18 protein-coding genes and 2 pseudogenes are annotated in these 18,001 nt (G+C 60.3%); 15 read left to right on the top strand and 5 right to left on the bottom strand.

The window, feature by feature from the left end; all coding sequences use genetic code 11:
* Positions 1-93 precede the first annotated feature (93 nt).
* Together NWV16_RS21320 and NWV16_RS21325 are read left to right on the top strand one after the other, a co-directional pair.
* Positions 94-894, top strand: a complete 801-nt coding sequence (locus NWV16_RS21320; RefSeq protein ID WP_260520637.1) for a helix-turn-helix domain-containing protein — start codon at positions 94-96, stop codon at positions 892-894.
* A 60-nt stretch (positions 895-954) separates the two neighbouring features.
* On the top strand, positions 955-1,266 hold the full coding sequence (locus NWV16_RS21325; protein WP_260520638.1) for a multiprotein-bridging factor 1 family protein: 312 nt from the start codon (positions 955-957) through the stop codon (positions 1,264-1,266).
* Positions 1,267-1,305: 39 nt separating this feature from the next.
* Here NWV16_RS21325 and NWV16_RS21330 read toward each other — a convergent pair whose 3' ends face one another.
* Positions 1,306-2,358, bottom strand: a complete 1,053-nt coding sequence (locus tag NWV16_RS21330; protein WP_260520639.1) for an MBL fold metallo-hydrolase — start codon at positions 2,356-2,358, stop codon at positions 1,306-1,308.
* 215 nt (positions 2,359-2,573) lie between these two features.
* Here NWV16_RS21330 and NWV16_RS21335 point away from each other — a divergent pair, with 215 nt between their 5' ends.
* From NWV16_RS21335 to NWV16_RS21350, 5 genes and pseudogenes are all read left to right on the top strand, one after another.
* Positions 2,574-3,182 carry a TetR/AcrR family transcriptional regulator gene (locus NWV16_RS21335; RefSeq protein WP_260520640.1) on the top strand — a complete coding sequence of 203 codons (609 nt, stop codon included), beginning with the start codon at positions 2,574-2,576 and terminating at the stop codon, positions 3,180-3,182.
* A gap of 145 nt (positions 3,183-3,327) precedes the next feature.
* A complete protein-coding gene (locus tag NWV16_RS21340) occupies positions 3,328-4,380 on the top strand; it encodes a diguanylate cyclase (RefSeq protein WP_260523566.1) in 1,053 nt (350 codons plus the stop codon).
* Between the two features lie 265 nt (positions 4,381-4,645).
* A pseudogene (locus NWV16_RS27865) lies at positions 4,646-5,329 on the top strand (PAS domain-containing protein); the annotation flags it as partial.
* A gap of 108 nt (positions 5,330-5,437) precedes the next feature.
* A pseudogene (locus tag NWV16_RS27870) lies at positions 5,438-5,875 on the top strand (methyl-accepting chemotaxis protein); the annotation flags it as partial.
* 93 nt (positions 5,876-5,968) lie between these two features.
* On the top strand, positions 5,969-6,511 hold the full coding sequence (locus tag NWV16_RS21350) for a DUF1003 domain-containing protein (protein WP_260520642.1): 543 nt from the start codon (positions 5,969-5,971) through the stop codon (positions 6,509-6,511).
* 7 nt (positions 6,512-6,518) lie between these two features.
* Here NWV16_RS21350 and NWV16_RS21355 read toward each other — a convergent pair whose 3' ends face one another.
* Complete coding sequence (locus tag NWV16_RS21355) at positions 6,519-7,460, bottom strand: LysR family transcriptional regulator (RefSeq protein ID WP_260523567.1); 942 nt, start codon at positions 7,458-7,460, stop codon at positions 6,519-6,521.
* A 15-nt stretch (positions 7,461-7,475) separates the two neighbouring features.
* On the opposite strand from NWV16_RS21355, the gene NWV16_RS21360 reads away from it, so the two are divergent.
* Entirely contained in the window at positions 7,476-8,183 is a 708-nt protein-coding gene (locus NWV16_RS21360; RefSeq protein WP_260520643.1) for a CTP synthase, read from the top strand.
* Entirely contained in the window at positions 8,180-8,494 is a 315-nt protein-coding gene (locus NWV16_RS21365) for an antibiotic biosynthesis monooxygenase (RefSeq protein ID WP_260520644.1), read from the top strand. Before NWV16_RS21360 ends, NWV16_RS21365 begins: the two co-directional genes overlap by 4 nt.
* A gap of 147 nt (positions 8,495-8,641) precedes the next feature.
* Here NWV16_RS21365 and NWV16_RS21370 read toward each other — a convergent pair whose 3' ends face one another.
* Positions 8,642-8,968, bottom strand: a complete 327-nt coding sequence (locus tag NWV16_RS21370; protein ID WP_260520645.1) for a DUF2025 family protein — start codon at positions 8,966-8,968, stop codon at positions 8,642-8,644.
* Between the two features lie 215 nt (positions 8,969-9,183).
* Here NWV16_RS21370 and NWV16_RS21375 point away from each other — a divergent pair, with 215 nt between their 5' ends.
* Both NWV16_RS21375 and NWV16_RS21380 read left to right on the top strand, forming a co-directional pair.
* Positions 9,184-10,311 (top strand): glycerophosphodiester phosphodiesterase, encoded by a 1,128-nt coding sequence (locus tag NWV16_RS21375; RefSeq protein WP_260520646.1) that lies wholly within the window; start codon positions 9,184-9,186, stop codon positions 10,309-10,311.
* 138 nt (positions 10,312-10,449) lie between these two features.
* The gene (locus NWV16_RS21380) at positions 10,450-10,755 is read left to right on the top strand and encodes a PepSY domain-containing protein (RefSeq protein ID WP_065259299.1); all 306 of its coding nucleotides are present in this window, start codon (positions 10,450-10,452) and stop codon (positions 10,753-10,755) included.
* 123 nt (positions 10,756-10,878) lie between these two features.
* Here the strand turns inward: NWV16_RS21380 and NWV16_RS21385 are convergent, their stop codons facing one another.
* Positions 10,879-11,322: a hypothetical protein gene (locus tag NWV16_RS21385; protein WP_260520647.1), complete on the bottom strand. Its 444-nt coding sequence runs from the start codon at positions 11,320-11,322 to the stop codon at positions 10,879-10,881.
* Between the two features lie 112 nt (positions 11,323-11,434).
* Positions 11,435-13,237, bottom strand: coding sequence for a methyl-accepting chemotaxis protein (locus NWV16_RS21390; protein ID WP_409519307.1), 1,803 nt, complete (start codon positions 13,235-13,237; stop codon positions 11,435-11,437).
* 94 nt (positions 13,238-13,331) lie between these two features.
* Between NWV16_RS21390 and NWV16_RS21395 the strand changes: the two genes are divergently transcribed.
* The 4 genes from NWV16_RS21395 (at position 13,332) to NWV16_RS21410 (ending at position 17,949) form a co-directional block, all read left to right on the top strand.
* Positions 13,332-14,354: a transporter gene (locus tag NWV16_RS21395; RefSeq protein ID WP_065259346.1), complete on the top strand. Its 1,023-nt coding sequence runs from the start codon at positions 13,332-13,334 to the stop codon at positions 14,352-14,354.
* 217 nt (positions 14,355-14,571) lie between these two features.
* The gene (locus tag NWV16_RS21400) at positions 14,572-16,185 is read left to right on the top strand and encodes an inorganic phosphate transporter (RefSeq protein ID WP_260520649.1); all 1,614 of its coding nucleotides are present in this window, start codon (positions 14,572-14,574) and stop codon (positions 16,183-16,185) included.
* A 178-nt stretch (positions 16,186-16,363) separates the two neighbouring features.
* A complete protein-coding gene (locus NWV16_RS21405; RefSeq protein WP_260520650.1) occupies positions 16,364-17,230 on the top strand; it encodes a hypothetical protein in 867 nt (288 codons plus the stop codon).
* The gene (locus tag NWV16_RS21410) at positions 17,227-17,949 is read left to right on the top strand and encodes a TylF/MycF/NovP-related O-methyltransferase (RefSeq protein WP_065259304.1); all 723 of its coding nucleotides are present in this window, start codon (positions 17,227-17,229) and stop codon (positions 17,947-17,949) included. The genes NWV16_RS21405 and NWV16_RS21410 overlap by 4 nt, the downstream gene beginning before the upstream one ends.
* The last annotated feature ends 52 nt before the right edge of the window (positions 17,950-18,001 follow it).

Here is an 18,001-nt window from a genome sequence, read left to right on the forward strand (position 1 = left end):
TTGTAAGCGGTCGACGATAGAGCCGCAGCGCTTGGCCCGCTTCAGCAAGTCAGCCAATAATGTTTGCGTTTACGCCAATCGCCGGGGCCGCTCATGCGCAATGTTTCGATCAATCTGCTGGATGACACACCGCGCACGGTGGTGGCGATCGGAACGGATTATTCCTACGGCTATCTGTTGCCACGTCATACGCATCGGCGGGCGCAATTGTTGTACGGCGCGACCGGGGTGATGCAGGTCAGCACCCATGACGGCAACTGGGTGGTGCCGCCGCAGCGGGCGGTGTGGATCCCGCCGGGAGTGGCGCATGAGGTGTTGATGCTGGGGGTCAGCACTCGCAGTGTGTATATCGAACCGGGTGCGGTGGATCTGGGCGAGTGCTGTCAGGTGATCAGTGTGTCGCCGTTGATGCGGCATTTGCTGATGGAAGCGGTGGAGCTGCCGCTGACCTATGACGTGGCCGGGCGTGACGGCGTGCTGATCGATCTGTTGCTGCATGAATTGCAGCGGAGTGCGCCACTTCCCTTGCATATCCCGCTGCCGTCTGACGGAAGACTGCTCGAACTGTGTCAGACCTTTCTGCATCAGCCGAATGTCCACCAATCCCCCCAGCAATGGGCCGATCAATTGCACATAAGCTTGCGCACCTTCAACAGACTGTTCCGCCAGCAAACCGGCCTGAGTTTCAGTCAATGGCGCCAGCGCGCCTGTGTGGTTCTGGCGCTGGCACGACTGGCGGCAGGTGAAGCGGTGACGCGGATTGCCCTGGACTTCGGCTACGACAGCCCGGCAGCGTTCTCGACGATGTTCCGACGTCTTCTTGGTCAGGCACCGTCCGTCTGGTTGGAGGCGTCGAAGCGGGGAAAATCAAAAAATGCGTTTGATCCCGGCTGAAAACAACTGTACAAAAACACAGTACATTTTCCATCAGCACCCTCGAGCCCGGAGCACACCATGGCCTCTTCAGCGATGAACCTCATCCTCGAACGTATCGCCCTTTTCCAGTTCACCCCGACCCATTGCGTCCAGGCCCGAGAGATCCTGGGCTGGAGCGTCGAGCAACTGTCGCGGGAAGCCAGGGTTTCGGTTGACGACATTCAGCGGTTCGAAGCGCAGCAGGACGTGGCGGATGCGGCACGGCTGGCGTTGACGTATCGGCTCGAGGCGCAGGGGTTGGTGTTTTTTCCGGGGTTTGCGCCGGGGCGTTCGACAAGCAATGGCTCGACAGTTGAGTCAGTGCGTGGGGACTATGCGATGGCGGACTGATCCAGGTTCGCCTCTTTGAGGCGAACCTGGATCAGGGAGTCAGGCCTCCTGCACCACCGCCTCACTCTCCCCTTCAACCGCCAACCACCATGCATCCCCGCGTTGCGGTTGTGCCAGGTTGAACGCCTCGCCCATTTGCGGGGTGGTGATGGACACACTGCGCTCCCAGGCCAGTGCGAGGATGCGGTCAAACGGTTCATGCCACGCATGCATCGCCAGATCGAACGTACCGTTGTGGATCGGAAACAGCCAACGGCCCTTGAGGTCGATGTGGGCCTGCAGGGTTTCTTCCGGTTGCATGTGCACGTGGGGCCATTCGACGTTGTAGGCACCGGTTTCCATCAGGGTCAGGTCGAACGGGCCGAACTGTTCGCCGATGCGTTTGAAGCCGTCGAAGTAACCGCTGTCGCCGCTGAAGAAAATCCGTGTGTCGCCGTGGATGATCACCCAGGAAGCCCACAGGGTCTGGTTGCCATCGAACAGACCGCGACCGGAAAAATGCTGCGACGGGGTGGCGATGAAGCGGATGCCGGCCACTTCGGTGCCCTGCCACCAGTCGAACTGGCGGACCTTGTCGGCATCGATGCCCCATTTTATCAGCGTGTCACCGACACCCAGCGGGGTCAGGAAGACATTGACCTTGTCGGCCAGTTTCAACACCGCTTCGTAGTCGAGGTGATCGTAGTGGTTGTGCGACAGGATCACGGCCTCGATCGGCGGCAACTCGTCAATGCTGATCGGTGGCTGGTGGAAGCGTTTCGGGCCGGCCCATTGCACGGGCGAGGCGCGCTCGGCGAAGACCGGGTCGGTGATCCAGAATTTGTCTTGCAGCTTCAGCAGCAAAGTCGAGTGGCCAAGGCGATAAACGCTGTGGTTCGGCGCGGCAATCAGGTCGGCACGGGTCAGAGGCTGCACAGGAATGGCCGCCGCCGGACGGGTGTTGTGCGGTTTGTGGAAGATCATGTTCCACATGATGCGCAACATCTTGCGCACACCTTCGCGCTGTACCGGCGCGTGGTTGCGGAATGTCCCTTCGGCCTGGCGCGAAGCTTCAGGTACAGGACTGACCGCGGAGGAAATTGATTTGGCCATGACTGAATGACTCCAGAGAAACCGCACAATTCACGGTTTTCCAAGGTGGGACGATAAATGGCCAAGGCACGCACGCATCAGCCGGACATCTGGTTTTAGGTGGCACCGATTAACGCAACATTACACTGATCGGTGTACTTTCTAGGTTGCATGAATCCGGATGACAAGTAAACTGCCGAGTGTAATTTCCTCCACATTCCTGCCGAATCGAATTTATGACAGCTCCAACGCGCCTCACCGACCGTAAACGCGAAGCCATCATCCTGGCGGCCATTTCCGAATTTCGGGCCAATGGCTTCGAGGTCACCAGCATGGACAAAATCGCGGCCAGCGCCGGTGTGTCGAAGCGCACGGTGTACAACCATTTTCCGAGCAAGGAAGAGCTGTTCGCCGAAATTCTCAACCAGTTATGGGCACGGATCAGCACCGAGCAAGCCGTGTCATATCAACACGATCAGCCCTTGCGTGATCAATTGCGAACGATGCTGCTGGCCAAACTGCAGATGATGGCGGACGACAATTTCATGGATCTGGCCCGGGTCGCCATCGCCGCCACGATCCACTCGCCCGAGCGCGCTCAGAACATGGTGACGCGCATGAGTGAACGCGAGGAAAGCGTGACCGTGTGGATTCGCGCCGCCCAGGCGGATGGCCGGTTGAAACCGGTCGACCCGGAGTTTGCCGCGCATCAGTTACAAGGCTTGCTCAAAACCTTCGCGTTCTGGCCGCAGATTTCCATGGGCCAGCCCTCTCTCGACAATGCCACGCAAAAAGCCGTGGTCGATTCCGCGCTCGACATGTTCCTGGCCTGCTACCAGCTCTAGAACACGTCTGCGCCGCGTAATTGGCTCACAAGGACACTGAATTTTCCCGCTGGAATAAATGACAATGTCTGTCATTGACCGATGAACGGTCGCTCTGAAGAATTACACTGCAAAGTGTTTCAGAATGAATCTGGCGCAGAACATCATGGAAAACCGACGCGGCAAAGGCTTGTCATTCGCCAGACGTATCTATCTGCCACGTGCCATTGGATTAGGCATCGGTTTTTTCAGTGTCGGCGCCGCGCTGTACCCACTGAACATGCCGGCGTGGCTCTGGGCGCTGCTGCTGTTCAATGGCTTTCTCTGGCCCCACGTCGCCTATCAATGGTCGATCCGCTCGGCTTTCCCCTACCGCGCCGAGCGCCGCAATCTGCTGTATGACTCGGTGTTCGGTGGTTTCTGGACCGCGTGTTTCCAGTTCAATCCACTGGTTACCGTGACCATTCTATCGATGATGACCATGAACAACGTCGCCGCCGGCGGTCGACGGTTGTTCCTGCTTGGCGCCCTTGCCCAGGTGATTGGCGTGCTGCTGGGGTGGTCGCTGTTCGGAGTCAGATTCACCCTGACGGCCACACAGACCCAAGTCTGGGCGTGCCTGCCGATGCTCACTCTTTATCCGCTGGCGCTGGGCATGGTCTGCTATCGGCTGGCGATCAAACTCGCCGAACACAAGCGCACCTTGAGTGCCCTGAGCCGCACCGACAGCCTGACCGGCCTGCTCAACCACGGCGCCTGGAAAGACCTGCTGCACCTCAAGTTCCAGCAGTGCCGCGAACACAACCATCAGGCCACCCTCGCGCTGATCGATGTCGACCACTTCAAGGTGATCAACGACAGTTACGGACACATCGTCGGCGACGCCGTGCTTCAGCAACTGAGTCAAGAACTCAAATCCCTGCTGGGTGAAAACGCACTGGCCGGCCGTTACGGCGGCGACGAGTTTTGCGTGATCTTGCCCAACCTTCCGCTGAACAAAGCCGAAGCGCTGATGGAACAATTGCGTCAGACCCTGCATCACTACCGCCACCCCGATGTACCGCAAATGCGGGTCAGCCTGAGCATCGGTCTGGCGCGTTTTCAATCGACCTACCCGGATGCGTTGCATTGGCTGGACGACACTGACAAGGCGCTGTACACCGCCAAGCACACGGGACGTAACACGATCAGCGTAGCGTTGAGCCGATCCAGCGCCTGAAAAAACTTGTACAAAATTGCAAAAAATCGATTTCTTGTACAAGTTTATAAAGTTTTGTATAAGTGAACCCGCCAGCCTGGATGCTGGCACACTGCTGCCAGCCATCGACATGTCTGGCTGACTGGCGCGGAAACAGGGAACCCACTATCAGCCCTATTTCCAGAGTGCCTCCAGCATGTTTTCCAATCGCCACAAGACCGTCCTCGCCGATCTCCAAAACACCATTACCGAACAGTCCGGTCTGCTGGAAGCGATCAACCGCTCCATGGCGGTGATTGAATTCGATCTCGACGGCGTCGTGCTCAGTGCCAACGACAACCTCCTGAAAACCATGGGCTACACGGCTGAACAGGCGATCGGCCAGCCCCATCGCCGCTTCTGCCCGCCAGCGTTTGCCAATGGCCATCAATACACCGAGTTGTGGTCGCGATTGAAAAGCGGCCAGTTCCAGTCCGGTACCTTTGAACGAATCGACAGCCAAGGCCGACCGATCTGGCTCGAGGCCAGCTACAACCCGATCAAGGATGCCTCGGGCCGGGTAGTGAAAGTGGTCAAATACGCCATGGATGTCACCACCAAAGTCCAGCAGGAAAGTGAAGCCAACGCCAAATTGCAGGCCATCGATCGCGCCATGGCAGTGATCGAATTCGATCTCGACGGCAATATCCTCACTGCCAATCAGAATTTTCTGACGCGCATGGGTTACACACTCGCCGAGCTGAAGGGCAAGCATCATCGGCTGTTCTGCCCGGCGGATCTGGTCAACAGCAGCGACTATCAGGACTTCTGGCGCCGGTTGAACCAGGGCGAGTTGTTTCAGGGGCAGTTCGAACGCATCGACAAACGCGGCCAGACCGTGTGGCTGGAAGCCAACTACAACCCGGTCTACGACGCCGCCGGCCGCTTGTGCAAAGTCGTAAAATTCGCGTCCGACGTAACCGCCCGGGTCGAGCAGCATGAGCAGGATGCACGCAGCGCCAGTGCCGCTTATCACATCTCCGTCGCCACCCGAAAAGTCGCCGAGCAAGGCACGCAAGTGATCCAGCAAGCGGCCAGTGAAATGCGCGAAATCGCCGACGACATTGCCGAGTCATCCACACTGATTGCGCAACTGGGCGAGCGCTCCGAACAGATCACCGCCATCGTCAACACCATCCGCGCGATTGCCGACCAGACCAACCTTTTGGCCCTGAACGCCGCCATCGAAGCCGCCCGTGCGGGCGAGCAGGGTCGCGGCTTTGCGGTGGTGGCCGATGAAGTGCGGCAGTTGGCGGCGCGCACCAGCGGCTCGACGGCAGAGATTTCCAATATGATCGGCCTGATCCAGAGTGAAACCCGTCAGGCGATCAAGAGCATGGACGGCACCCGGGGTCGCGCAGCGCAGGGTGTTGAACTGGCAGATCAGGCCGGCACGGTAATCCTGCAGATTCGTGACGGCGCCAGCGAGGCGGTGGAAGCCGTGAGCATGTTCGCCAATGAGCGGGCGCGAGGATGAAATCCGCAACCATCGTCTGGCCCCCAGCGTTGAGCACAAGCTCCACGGCGCGGGACTATAGTGTCTTCAGTCCCAAGCGTCACCGAGCCCATCATGACTACACAACATCCCGAATCGCCTTCCCCTGCCGCCGCCGATCACCTGCGCTTTCACCGCCCCCACGCCCATCTCAACACGACCTTCGGCAACGACAAGTTCGCCTTGCGTGCCGAGGCGTTTGCGCGATTCTTCGGCACGCCGACCTTTCTCGGCGCACAGACTCTGATTGTGGTGCTCTGGATGGGGCTCAACGTCAGCGGCGTAACCGGGTTCGACGCTTACCCGTTCATCCTGTTGAATCTGGCGTTCAGTCTGCAGGCCGCCTATGCCGCGCCGCTGATTCTGCTGGCCCAGACCCGTCAGGCCGCACGGGACAAAGCGCAATCAGAGGCCGACGCACAGCACCGTGAGGCGCTGGCAGTGGCCAACAGCGAACGCCAGGCGGAAGCGGCGAAAAACACTGCGCAACTGCTCGAATTACTGCAGCAGAACACACACCTGACCGAGATGACCAAGGACCTGACCGAGCGCATCGAAATCCTCACACGCGAAGTCCATCAGCACATACTGCAGCAGGAACAACGCCCTTCGTCATGATTCCTCTTCAAGCCAGACGCAGCGCCCGCCCCAATTCATTGAACAACGTGACCACCGAGCGCAATGCGCGGCAGTCCGGGCGGGTCAGCAACCACAGCGCGGTGTCATAACCGTGCAAGGGTTCGCTCAGCGCTTGCAGCCCTTCGTTGATGAGAAAGTCCGGCAACGCCGCCACGCCCAGTCCAGCGCGGACCAGTTCGGTTACAGACAGCATGCTGTTGCAGCGATAGCTCGGCGTCACACCCGGCAACTGCTGACGGCGCCATGCAACGGTCGGGTGATCGGGCAGAAAGTCGTCCGGAGCGATCCAGGTCAGCGCTGCCAGATCGGCCGCTTCAACCTTTTGTAGATAACGTGGACTGGCACAGACCCGGTAGGAAATCTTCGCCAGCTCCCGTCCGACCAGATGTTCCGGTGGTGTACGAGTCAATCGCAGGGCGATGTCGGCATCGCGACGGCTGAGGTTGGCGAAATCGTTGGAGGTGCTCAATTCGATGGTCAGCGCCGGGTAGTTCGGCATGAACTGCGCCAGCGCCGGCAGCAACAAGCCTTGCAGCACCGAGTCGGTACAGGTCAGGCGCACCGTACCGCTGATCACTTCGCCGCCCTGCTCCACGCCGATGCGCGCGGCTTCCAGCGCCTGCTCGGCACGCTCGGCCTGCTCCGCCAATGATTGCGCGAGGGTGGTGGGCAGATAGCCGGCACGGCTTTTTTCGAACAGTTGCTGACCGAGTGCGGCCTCCAGTCGGCGCACGGCGCGAAACACCGTCGACACATCGACCTTCAACAGCTGCGAAGCCCGGGCCAGAGAGCCGCCACGTACCAGGGCGAGAATCAGTGTCAGATCCGGGAAGTCGAGTCGATAGTGCGTCGCTGCATTGATCACTTGGGAAAGCGCCCATATGGAGTGCGTGAACGCCAATCTATAGTGAGCGCCATCCCTCAACAAGCACAGCGAACACTCATGGAATCCAGAGCCCTGCGCATCGCCCTGATCGGTGACTACGACCCGCAAGTCACCGCTCATCAAGCCATCCCCGTCGCCCTCGGGCTGGCGGCGGAACACCTTCGCCGTCCCGTGGATTTCGAATGGCTGGCCACGGACGCCATTCACCTCGATACACCGTTCGACGGCTTCGACGGTTTCTGGTGCGTCCCGGCCAGTCCTTACAAAAGCGAAGCGGGCGCGCTACGGGCCATTCGTTTTGCTCGCGAACAGCAGCGTCCGTTTCTCGGCACCTGCGGCGGTTTTCAACACGCGGTGCTGGAGTTTGCTCGCAACGTGCTCGGATGGGCCGATGCCGAGCATGGCGAAACCTCGCCCGATGCCAGCCGCGCCGTGCTCTCGCCGCTGACCTGCTCGCTGGTGGAAGCGGTGGACGGCATTCATCTGGTGCCCGGTTCGTTGATCGCCAAGGCGTACGAAACGTCCGAGATTCGTGAAGGGTATCGCTGCCGTTATGGAGTGAATCCGCAGTTCGAACGAGATTTGCTGACCCATGACCTGCATGCCGTGGGCCACGATTCAGCCGGTGACTTGCGCGCCATCGAACTGAAAAACCATGTGTTCTTCGTCGCGACGTTGTTCCAGCCGGAACGCGCCGCGCTCAAAGGGCAATTGCCGCCGCTGGTGCGAGCGTTTGTCGAAGCCTGCGCGGAGCAACCTCGATGAAACCGGACACTGAGTGTTTCGCGGTGATCTTCACCTCGACCCGCACCGAGGGCGACAACGGCTACGCCGAAGCCTCCAGGCGCATGATGCAACTGGTGGCCGGGCAACCGGGGTTTCTCGGCATTGATTCGATCCGGGGCGCGGACGGCGTGGGGATTACGATTTCGTACTGGGAGAGCGAGGCGGCTATTCTGGCCTGGCGTGAGCATCCGGAGCACCGGGTGATTCAGGCGCGTGGGCGGGCCGAGTGGTATTCGGCGTTTCATACGCGGGTATGTCGGGTTGAGCGGGAGTATCGGTTTGCTCTGTGAGTATTGAGGCGGGCTCACTGGCCTCTTCGTCGGATCGCCGCCCGGACCAAGCCCGCTCCCACAGGGGAGTGCGCTGTTCTCAAAATCACGCCGTACCTGTGGGAGCGGGCTTGCCCGCGATAAGGCTTGCATGTCAACACAAGACCTTCAGCCCTTCACCAGATGGCGCACCGCCACAATCTCCGGCACTTCGCGTTTTTGCATGTACACCCGCAACGGCTCGGTGATGTTGATCCGGTCGTCGATGTGCTGATCGAGCAGCAACTGGATCGACTCGCGCTTGAGGGTCATGGTCTGTCCGGAGGCCGGTGACCAGACAAATTCGCTGGCGGGCATGATGCCGTCATCGGCCACGTCCATGCCGAACGAGTCTTCGCTGAATCGCACGATGTACTGACCGGTCTTGCGGTTGAGGCCGACAAAACCCTTGAGGTCGTCGGCGGCCTGGCAGATGAGTTGGGATGTGATGCGCATGGTAAACCTCACGAAAAGGATCGATGGTCTACACGCAGGGCGTTGAGGCACCCCCTCTGCCGGGGTGGTTGCCGTGGCCAAGCGTACTGCAAACGAACGCACAAAAGTGCGGAAATTTTCGCTTTCAGTACGTTTATGTCGGTCTTGCGATAGCAGGTTTTCGTTTGAGTTGCTAAAAGGGACATCTTTGAAAATCCCTGCGAAAGGACCTCGATATGCCCGCCACGTTTACCAAGAGCGCTCTGCTGCTGAGCCTGATGCTCGGCCTCGGCCAGGCGCACGCTGCCAACCCGCCGAGCCCCGCTGCGCTTGCTGCATCGGAGGGCATTCCGCACCCGGCAGTGATCGCCCACCGTGGCGCCTCCTTCGACGCACCGGAATCCACCGCAGCCTCCTACAAACTGGCCCGCGACCTCGGCGCCGACTACCTGGAAATGGACCTGCAGCGCAGCAAGGACGGCGTGCTGTTCGCCCTGCACGACAACAACCTGCAACGCACCACCGACGTCGCCACCAAATTCCCGGACCGCAAGGACAGCCCGGCCAATGCTTTCACCATGGCCGAACTGAAAACCCTGGATGCCGGCAGCTGGTACAACAAGGCCTACCCGGATCGCGCCCGTCCTTCCTACGCCGGCCTGAAGATTCTGACCCTGGATGAAATCATCGACATCGCCCAGGCCAATCCGCAGCACAAACCTGGCCTGTACATCGAGACCAAGGAGCCGCAACTGTTCCCGGGCATCGAGCACGACCTGAAGGAAAAACTTCAGGCCCGTGGCTGGCTGATTCCGGCCGGCGCCAAACCGGCCAAAAACGTTGCCAGCGTCGGTGAGAGCAACGGCAAGGTGATCCTGCAGACCTTCGAGAAGAACAGCCTGGAACTGCTGCAAAAGGAAATGCCGCAAGTGCCGAAGATCCTGTTGCTGTGGGTCGGTGAGGGCAGCATCGAACCGAAATCGAAAGTGACCTTTGCCGAATCCGGCGAGAAGGACAAGAACGTTTTCTACGGCAAGCAGGAGCCGAAATCCGAAGCTGAATTCAAGCAGTGGATCGACTACGCCAAGGCTCAGGGCGCCATCGGCACCGGCCCGTCGGCCAGGCTGACCCACGGCGGCGATCAGAGCTATTCGGACCTGGTACAGCCGTGGATGAACAAATACACCCACGACAAGGGAATGCTGGTGCACGTCTACACCGTCGATGAACCCGTGGACTTCCAGAAGGTCATGGCCGCCGGCGTCGACGGTATCTTCACCAACCGCGCCAGCGAACTGCTGAAGTTCTACAAACGCCCGGCCACCGCCAGTGTGGATCAGGTGTTGAAGAACAACGGTTTCTGATCTTTCAATCGGGCGTCAGTAACGCGAGCAGGCTCGCTCCTGCAGGGAGTCCGGCCTGCTCGCTGTTTTTTAAGGGTGAATTAAGTTGCGGTGATTAACCTGAACTCACTTGAACGAATCACCCCAAAGGAATAACCGATGAAAACTTTGACTGCCCTGTTTACCGCTGCCGCCCTGACCCTCACCGCTGGCCTGGCCCAGGCTGACGTTCGTGTCGATCAGATCCCTGAGCTGGTGAAATCCGGCAAGATCAAGCCGCTGGAAGAGCTGAACAAAATTGCCCTGGCCCTGCACCCGGGCGCGACCATCGTCGACACCGACCTGGACAACCATTTCAACGGCTATGAGTACGAAGTCGAGCTGCGTACCGCCGATGGCAAGGAATGGGACGTGGATCTGGACGCGGCCACCGGCAAGGTGCTGAGCAACAAACAGGATCACTGATAACCCCCGGCACTACCCTGTGGGAGCGAGCTTGCTCGCGATAGCGGTGGATCAGTCAACATTGAGTTGTCTGACCGAATGCCATCGCGAGCAAGCTCGCTCCCACAGTGCTTTGTGTTGAGTTTAAGCGCTAGTGCTGACCAACGAGCCCGATGTGCTGCTGTCGGACTCCTGCAACGCCGCCAACAACGCCGCCGTCGCCGTCTGCAACGAAGCCGACGTCGTCGCGATCTGCGACTGCGCAGCCGCAACATCCGCCGCTTTGGCATCCTGACTTTCCTGCCTTGCCTGAGCCGCTTGCAGCGCTTGTTGCTGTTCCTGCAATTGCTTTTGCAGTTCGGCGATCCGCTTGCGCAGTTCTTTCACGGTATCCGATTCATCACTGCTGGAACTGCTGTCGCCCGACGGTGCCGCACCACCGCCCGCCGCCACTTTGCCGGTGTCGGCCTTCACACCGGTGCTGGCCGCCGCAGTGGTGGACGTGTCGTCGCCCGCCTCGGTAATCGAGGTTTTGCCGGTGGACGTGGTGACGGTCTGATTGATCGAAACGGACGTGATGCTGACCATGGAAAATCTCCAATGACGGTTATGGTTAACCGGCCATCGGCGACGGCATGCACGATTTGAGATCGACTGTGTACCGACTCGGTAACCGGGCCGGTACACAGTCGCTGGCGGGTCAGACGCACAGGCGAGCGGTGACGTCGTTGAGTTGCCCGGACAGACCGTGCAGGTTCTGGCTGGCGCTTTCGGTGCGCTGCACGTTGTCGAGGTTGGTGCTGGCGATCGAGGTGATCTCGGTCAGGTTGCGCGAGATGTCTTCAGCCACCGAGGTCTGCTCTTCGGCGGCGGTGGCGATCTGGCGGTTCATGTCGCGGATCGCTTCAACCGCATGGGTGATGCGCTCGAGCATCGCGCCGGCCTGGGTCACTTGCTCGACGCTTTCATCGCTTCGGGTCTGGCCGCTGTCGATGGCCTGGGCCGCATCCACCGCGCCGGTCTGCACGCTCTGGATAATCTGGTTGATCTCGATGATCGACTCCGCCGTGCGCTGCGCGAGGTTGCGCACCTCATCGGCCACCACCGCAAAACCACGCCCGGCTTCACCGGCACGAGCCGCTTCGATGGCCGCGTTGAGCGCCAGCAGGTTGGTCTGTTCGGCGATGCCGCGAATCACTTCCAGCACCTTGCCGATACGACCGCTGTCGGCTTCCAGACGACGGATGACCGTGGCGGTGTTGGCGATTTCGCCACGCATCTGGGTGATGCTGTGGATGGTGCTCTGCATGACCTTCTCGCCCTGCTGGGCGGACTGGTCGGCATCGTCCGCCGCACGCGCCGCGTCGGCGGCATGACGGGCGACTTCCTGGGCGGTGGCGGACATTTCGTTCATCGCCGTGGCCACCTGATCGGTACGGTTGAACTGCTCGTTGGTGCCGCCGGCCATCAGCGTGGCGATGGCGTTCAATTCGCCACTGGCACTGTCCAGATCCTTGGCGCTGCGTTGCAGGTGATTGAAGGTTTCGGCGAGGAAATCGCGCAGAGTGTTGGCCGCAGCGGCCAGGTTACCCAATTCGTCCTGACGATTGCTGACGACACGCTCGACCAGACGGCCCTTGCTCAACTGGGTGACGTAGTCGATGAGGTTGCGGATCGGCTCGACCAGGTTGCGGTTCACCAGCCACAGGCTCAGCAGGCCGATCAAAAGACCGGAGGCAAGCATCACCACAATCCCCAGCATCACGGTGCGATCGGCACTGGCGCTGATCAGCGCCGACTGTTCGGTGCCCTGCTTGCGCAGTTCGGCCACCAGTTCACTCATCTGGTCGCTGGCGGCGCGGTCGACGCCTTTGACGGCCACGTCGCCCGCAGCCGGATCGGCACCGGCAGCCACGTAGGCATCACGCCCCTTCTGATACGCAGCACCGAGCAGGCGGTGTTCTTCACGCAGGCGTTCGATGCGGGTTTTCAACGAAGGCTCGAGGCCTTTCTGATTGGCCAGCTCACCGAGGATGTTCTGCACATCACGCTGACGGTCTTCAAACTGGGCCCAGTACTTGGCCAGGTCCGCCGGTTGCTTGCCGCGCAGCAGAACGTTTTTCCACTCCTGGACCTGCACCTTGAATTGCAGGTTGGCTTCGTCGATCAGTTGCGACGTGTGCAAGGGGCCGGCGATCAACTGGCTGTAGCTTTGCACGCCATTGGACAGGAAATGAAAGCAGGCCAGCGCGATCAACAGCATCGCCAAAAGGCTGCCGCTCAGCAGGGCAAGAATTTGCGCTCTCAAGGATTTTTGCAGCATCGCAGGTACTCGGGACAGGAATGAGGCACGCCCGACAAGGCGTGAATTGTGGCCGGACATCCGTGTCGCCGAACCTTGGCTCATGGCCGAAGGCGCGCAACCTAACTCATGCGTGATCGGCGTGCCAGAGCCCTTCTTTAGAAATATCCGACCGCCGGTAACACGTTGATTTGACATCATTTTGCTGTCACACAAACGTCATGTGACATTGCGATGATGCGGCTCAGGTGAATCTGCAAATCCCGCGACAGACGCCTCCTCGCAGCGAGCCTTCATGAACCACAGCCTCGATATCAGCCATCGCGATCCTGATCTGTTCGGCCTGCTTTACGGCTTCCGTTTTCGCCCGGGCGAGCGCGGGCGCGAAGTGGATTCGGCGACCGCCCTGCGCTGCCTGCAGGACGACAGCGACAGCGACGAATTCCTCTGGCTGCACCTGAATCTGGCCCATGCCGCGTGTGAGCGCTGGATGAAAAGTCATCTGCAACTGCCACAGGAATTTTTCGAGGCGCTGCACGAAGGTTCGCGCTCGACCCGTATCGAGCATGTCGATTCGGCGTTGCTGGCGGTGGTCAACGACGTGGTGTTCAACCTCAGCAGCATGGTCTCGTCGGACGTGTCGACGCTGTGGGTCTGCGTGCGCAGCAAACTGATCGTCAGTGCCCGCCTGCAACCGTTGCACTCGGTGGACAAACTGCGTTCATCGGTGAAGGCCGGCGAGTGCTTTCGCTCGCCATCGGAGTTGCTTGTGCACTTGCTGCGCGACCAGGGCGAAGTGCTGACCCAGATCGTGCGCAAGACCAGCCTGAGCGTCGATCAGGTCGAGGACGAGTTGCTGTCGTCGCGACTGTCGACCAACCGCGCCGAACTCGGTGCCAACCGCCGGGTGCTGGTACGCCTGCAACGGCTGCTGGCGCTGGAGCCGGGCTCGCTGCTGCGCCTGCTGAACCGGCCGCCGTCCTGGTTGCAGAAGGAGGACGTCAAGGAGCTGCGCAAATCCACCGAAGAGTTCGCGCTGATCATCAACGACCTCACCGCCCTCGGCGAGCGGATCAAGCTGTTGCAGGAAGAAATCGCCGCCAACGTCAACGAACAGAGCAACCGCACGCTGTTCACCCTGACCGTGGTGACGGTGCTGGCGTTGCCGATCAACATCATCGCCGGTTTCTTCGGCATGAACGTCGGCGGCGTGCCGCTGGCCACCGATCCGGAAGGGTTCTGGATTCTGGTGGCGCTGGTGGCCACGTTCACCGCGATTGCCGGACGCTGGGCGTTTCGCAAGCGCGGGGATTACTGATCCACCTGTGGCGAGGGAGCTTGCTCCCGCTCGGCTGCACAGCCGTCGCAGAGTTCTTGGGGGCGCTTCGCACCCCGGCGGGAGCAAGCTCCCTCGCCACCGTGCATTCCTATCAATGCGGGGCTAATCCACCGAACACTGATCTGCCGCAGTCTCTCTGTAATATTTAGCAACGATCATGGGCGACACTCCTTCCCTCGCTCAGGATTGTCCTGCCATGGCTACTCCCTCCCTGACCGCCAGCCCGGCCTCCGCTTCCAGCGGCAGGCCGGCGCTCGACAAGAAACCCGGCCCCTTCACGTACGTGGTGTTCTTCGCCGTGCTGGCCATGGGGATGCTGTTCACCGCCTACAGCCTGATGCACGACATGCACGAACTCGGCACGGTGGTCACCACCTGGACGCCGTTCCTGCTGCTCGGCGTAGCGCTGTTGATTGCCCTGGGCTTCGAGTTCGTCAACGGTTTCCACGACACCGCCAACGCCGTGGCCACGGTGATCTACACCCATTCGCTGCCGCCGAATGTGGCTGTCGTGTGGTCCGGGTTCTTCAACTTCCTCGGTGTGTTGCTTTCGAGTGGCGCGGTGGCGTTCGGCATCATCGCGTTGCTGCCGGTGGAGCTGATTCTGCAGGTCGGCTCGTCCGCCGGTTTCGCGATGATCTTCGCCCTGCTGATTGCGGCGATCCTGTGGAACCTCGGCACCTGGTGGCTGGGCCTGCCGGCCTCGTCGTCGCACACACTGATCGGTTCGATCATCGGTGTCGGCGTGGCCAATGCCCTGATGCACGGCCGCGACGGCACCAGCGGCGTGGACTGGGCCCAGGCCATCAAGATCGGTTACGCGCTTTTGCTGTCGCCGTTGGTGGGCTTCGGTTGTGCTGCGCTGTTACTGCTGGCCCTGCGCGCCTTCGTGAAGAATCGTTCGCTGTACAAGGCGCCGGACGGCAACACCCCGCCGCCGTGGTGGATTCGCGGCCTGCTGATCGCCACCTGCACCGGCGTGTCCTTCGCCCACGGCTCCAATGACGGCCAGAAAGGCATGGGCCTGATCATGCTGATTCTGGTCGGCACCCTGCCGATGGCCTATGCCCTGAACCGCACCATGCCCGCCGATCAGACCTTGCAGTTCGCAGCGGTAGCCGAAGTCACCCAGCAGGCACTGGTGAAAAGCGCCCCGCTGCCGGCCCCGGCCGATTCGCGCCCGGTGCTGGCCGATTACGTGCGCAGCAAGCAGGCCACACCGCAACTGGTTCCGGCCCTCGCCGCGCTGACCGGGCACATTGGCGACGAGGTGAAAGGCTACGGTTCGCTGGCGAAAGTGCCGGCGGAGGCCATGGGCAACGTGCGCAACGACATGTACCTGGCCAGCGAAACCATTCGCTTGATGGACAAGCACAAGGTCGGTTCCTTTGATGCCGACACCAGCAACAAACTGCAACTGTTCAAACAGCAGATCGACAACGCCACGCGGTTCATTCCGCTGTGGGTGAAGATCGCCGTGGCGATTGCATTGGGACTGGGCACCATGGTCGGCTGGAAGCGGATCGTGGTCACGGTCGGCGAGAAGATCGGCAAGACTCACCTGACTTACGCCCAAGGCGCGTCGGCGGAAACCGTGGCGATGCTGACCATCGGCGCCGCCGACATGTTCGGTCTGCCGGTGTCCACCACCCATGTGTTGTCCTCCGGTGTGGCCGGGACCATGGTCGCCAACGGAGGCGGCCTGCAGATGAAGACCATCCGCAATTTGCTGATGGCCTGGGTGTTGACGCTGCCGGCGGCCATTGTGTTGTCGGGCAGCCTGTATTGGCTGTTGACTCAACTCTTCTGAAGCCGACGTATCGATTCAAGAATCCCGGCCCGATGCGCGCCGGGATTTTTCATTCCGCCCGACTCATTCCATCCGTCGGCCTCCGGGCTTGAGCCATCCTCGATCTGTCAGATTTCACTTCAGTTTGCCGGTGCAGTGCCGACTCTTAAGAAACTCGATGCATTGAGGAAACGTGTCCGTGAACCTGTATATCAATCAGCTACAACAAAAAGCTGACTTCAAGGAAGCCATCTACGCTGGCGACATCTTCTTGAACACGCAACTGCGCGCCGCCCATGAACTGTGTGCCTTTGCCCAGGAAAGCATCACCGCTGCATTCAATGGCGAAACCAATCACCAGGCTTTGCACACACTGATGCCGGTGGAAGAGTTCGTGGTGCTGGTGACACGCCTCAAGGGCCAGTTCACCAACAGCCTGCGCGCCAAGGAACTGATTCTGAGCTTTATCGACGAAGTCGGCCTCGACCCGCACGAATACATTTTCGACGTGCCACGCATTCGCGTCGTGCCCAACTATGACTACCTGCATGCCGGCGTGAGCTATGCCTACAAGCCGCACCGCGACACCTGGTACGGCAGCGTCGATTGCCAGATCAACACATGGATGCCGGTGCACACCATTTCCCCGGATCAGACCATGATGATCAACACGGGCTACTTCGACGTGCCGGTGAAGAACTCCTCGGCCCAGTGGAGCCTCAACGACTGGATCAACAACCAGCGGCACAAGGCCAAGGACAACCTCAAGGAAGAGGTCCGGGTGCACCCGGTGCCTCTGGAAGAGATCAACGATGCGGCCGAATTGCGCATCGCCGGCAACACCGGCGAGATGCTGATTTTCTCGGGCTCGCACCTGCACGGTACGGTCGCCAACCACACGCAGCAAACCCGTTTCAGCGTCGACTTCCGTCTGATGCACCTCGATGACCTCAAACACAATCGTGGCGCAATCAACGTCGACAGTGCCTGCCCCGATGTCGGCGCGGGCTTCAAAGATTATTTCCACGCACACGACTTCTCGAATTTTCAAGGAATCCAGCCATGACCAAGCGCCGCATCACGCCTGCCGAAGCTCAGTACAACGAAACCCGCGCCGGTGTCCTCAAGCGTGTTGACGCCGAATACGTGGCCGACGCCCCGTTCGTGTTCGCCAACCGCATCGGTGTCACCGCTGCGCTGTCGCGAATGGAGCTGTTCAAGAAAGTCGCCGAAATCCCGGGCGCGATCATTGAGTGCGGCGTGTACAAGGGCAACTCGCTGATGCTGTACATGCACCTGTCGATGATTCTCGAACCGTACGCGATCAACCGCTCGATCGTCGGCTTCGACACCTTCGAAGGGTTCCAGAGCATCAGCAAGACCGATGACCCGGCCGACGTCAACGAAACCATGTTTTCCGACACCGACCAGTCGTTGATCCAGGACATGATCGACGCCAACGACCTGTTGCGTCCGGTCAATCGCATCCCGCGTTGCGAACTGGTGAAGGGCGATATCGTCAAGACCGTACCGGAGTGGGTGAAAACCCGCCCTGACCTGGTGGTGGCGATGCTGATCCTCGACACCGACCTCTACGAGTCGACCAAAGTCGCGCTGGAAACCTTCCTGCCGTACATGCCCAAAGGCGCCATCGTGGTCCTGGACGAAGTCGCCTACCGCAACTTCCCGGGCGAAACCAAGGCCCTGCGCGAAGTGCTGGACCTGAACAAGATCGAACTCAAGCGTTTGCCGTTCGATTCTTGCGTGGGTTACTTCCACGTCTGATCCCGCTGCAATCCACACCTGCGGGAGCGAACCTGTTCGCTCCCGCATTTGA

Origin of the sequence: Pseudomonas sp. BW7P1, from assembly GCF_024981055.1 — a bacterium.
Lineage (GTDB): Bacteria > Pseudomonadota > Gammaproteobacteria > Pseudomonadales > Pseudomonadaceae > Aquipseudomonas > Aquipseudomonas bananamidigenes.

Excerpts from the sequence above, each read along its gene's own strand:
- NWV16_RS21375 (WP_260520646.1), top strand. The coding sequence starts at position 9,184 with ATGCCCGCCACGTTTACCAAGAGCGCTCTGCTGCTGAGCCTGATGCTC.
- NWV16_RS21380 (WP_065259299.1), top strand. The coding sequence starts at position 10,450 with ATGAAAACTTTGACTGCCCTGTTTACCGCTGCCGCCCTGACCCTCACC.
- NWV16_RS21400 (WP_260520649.1), top strand. The coding sequence starts at position 14,572 with ATGGCTACTCCCTCCCTGACCGCCAGCCCGGCCTCCGCTTCCAGCGGC.
- NWV16_RS21320 (WP_260520637.1), top strand. The coding sequence starts at position 94 with ATGCGCAATGTTTCGATCAATCTGCTGGATGACACACCGCGCACGGTG.
- NWV16_RS21395 (WP_065259346.1), top strand. The coding sequence starts at position 13,332 with ATGAACCACAGCCTCGATATCAGCCATCGCGATCCTGATCTGTTCGGC.
- NWV16_RS21360 (WP_260520643.1), top strand. The coding sequence starts at position 7,476 with ATGGAATCCAGAGCCCTGCGCATCGCCCTGATCGGTGACTACGACCCG.
- NWV16_RS21370 (WP_260520645.1), bottom strand. The coding sequence starts at position 8,968 with ATGCGCATCACATCCCAACTCATCTGCCAGGCCGCCGACGACCTCAAG.
- NWV16_RS21340 (WP_260523566.1), top strand. The coding sequence starts at position 3,328 with ATGGAAAACCGACGCGGCAAAGGCTTGTCATTCGCCAGACGTATCTAT.
- NWV16_RS21390 (WP_409519307.1), bottom strand. The coding sequence starts at position 13,237 with ATGATGTCAAATCAACGTGTTACCGGCGGTCGGATATTTCTAAAGAAG.
- NWV16_RS21385 (WP_260520647.1), bottom strand. The coding sequence starts at position 11,322 with ATGGTCAGCATCACGTCCGTTTCGATCAATCAGACCGTCACCACGTCC.
- NWV16_RS21410 (WP_065259304.1), top strand. The coding sequence starts at position 17,227 with ATGACCAAGCGCCGCATCACGCCTGCCGAAGCTCAGTACAACGAAACC.
- NWV16_RS21350 (WP_260520642.1), top strand. The coding sequence starts at position 5,969 with ATGACTACACAACATCCCGAATCGCCTTCCCCTGCCGCCGCCGATCAC.
- NWV16_RS21330 (WP_260520639.1), bottom strand. The coding sequence starts at position 2,358 with ATGGCCAAATCAATTTCCTCCGCGGTCAGTCCTGTACCTGAAGCTTCG.
- NWV16_RS21325 (WP_260520638.1), top strand. The coding sequence starts at position 955 with ATGGCCTCTTCAGCGATGAACCTCATCCTCGAACGTATCGCCCTTTTC.
- NWV16_RS21365 (WP_260520644.1), top strand. The coding sequence starts at position 8,180 with ATGAAACCGGACACTGAGTGTTTCGCGGTGATCTTCACCTCGACCCGC.
- NWV16_RS21335 (WP_260520640.1), top strand. The coding sequence starts at position 2,574 with ATGACAGCTCCAACGCGCCTCACCGACCGTAAACGCGAAGCCATCATC.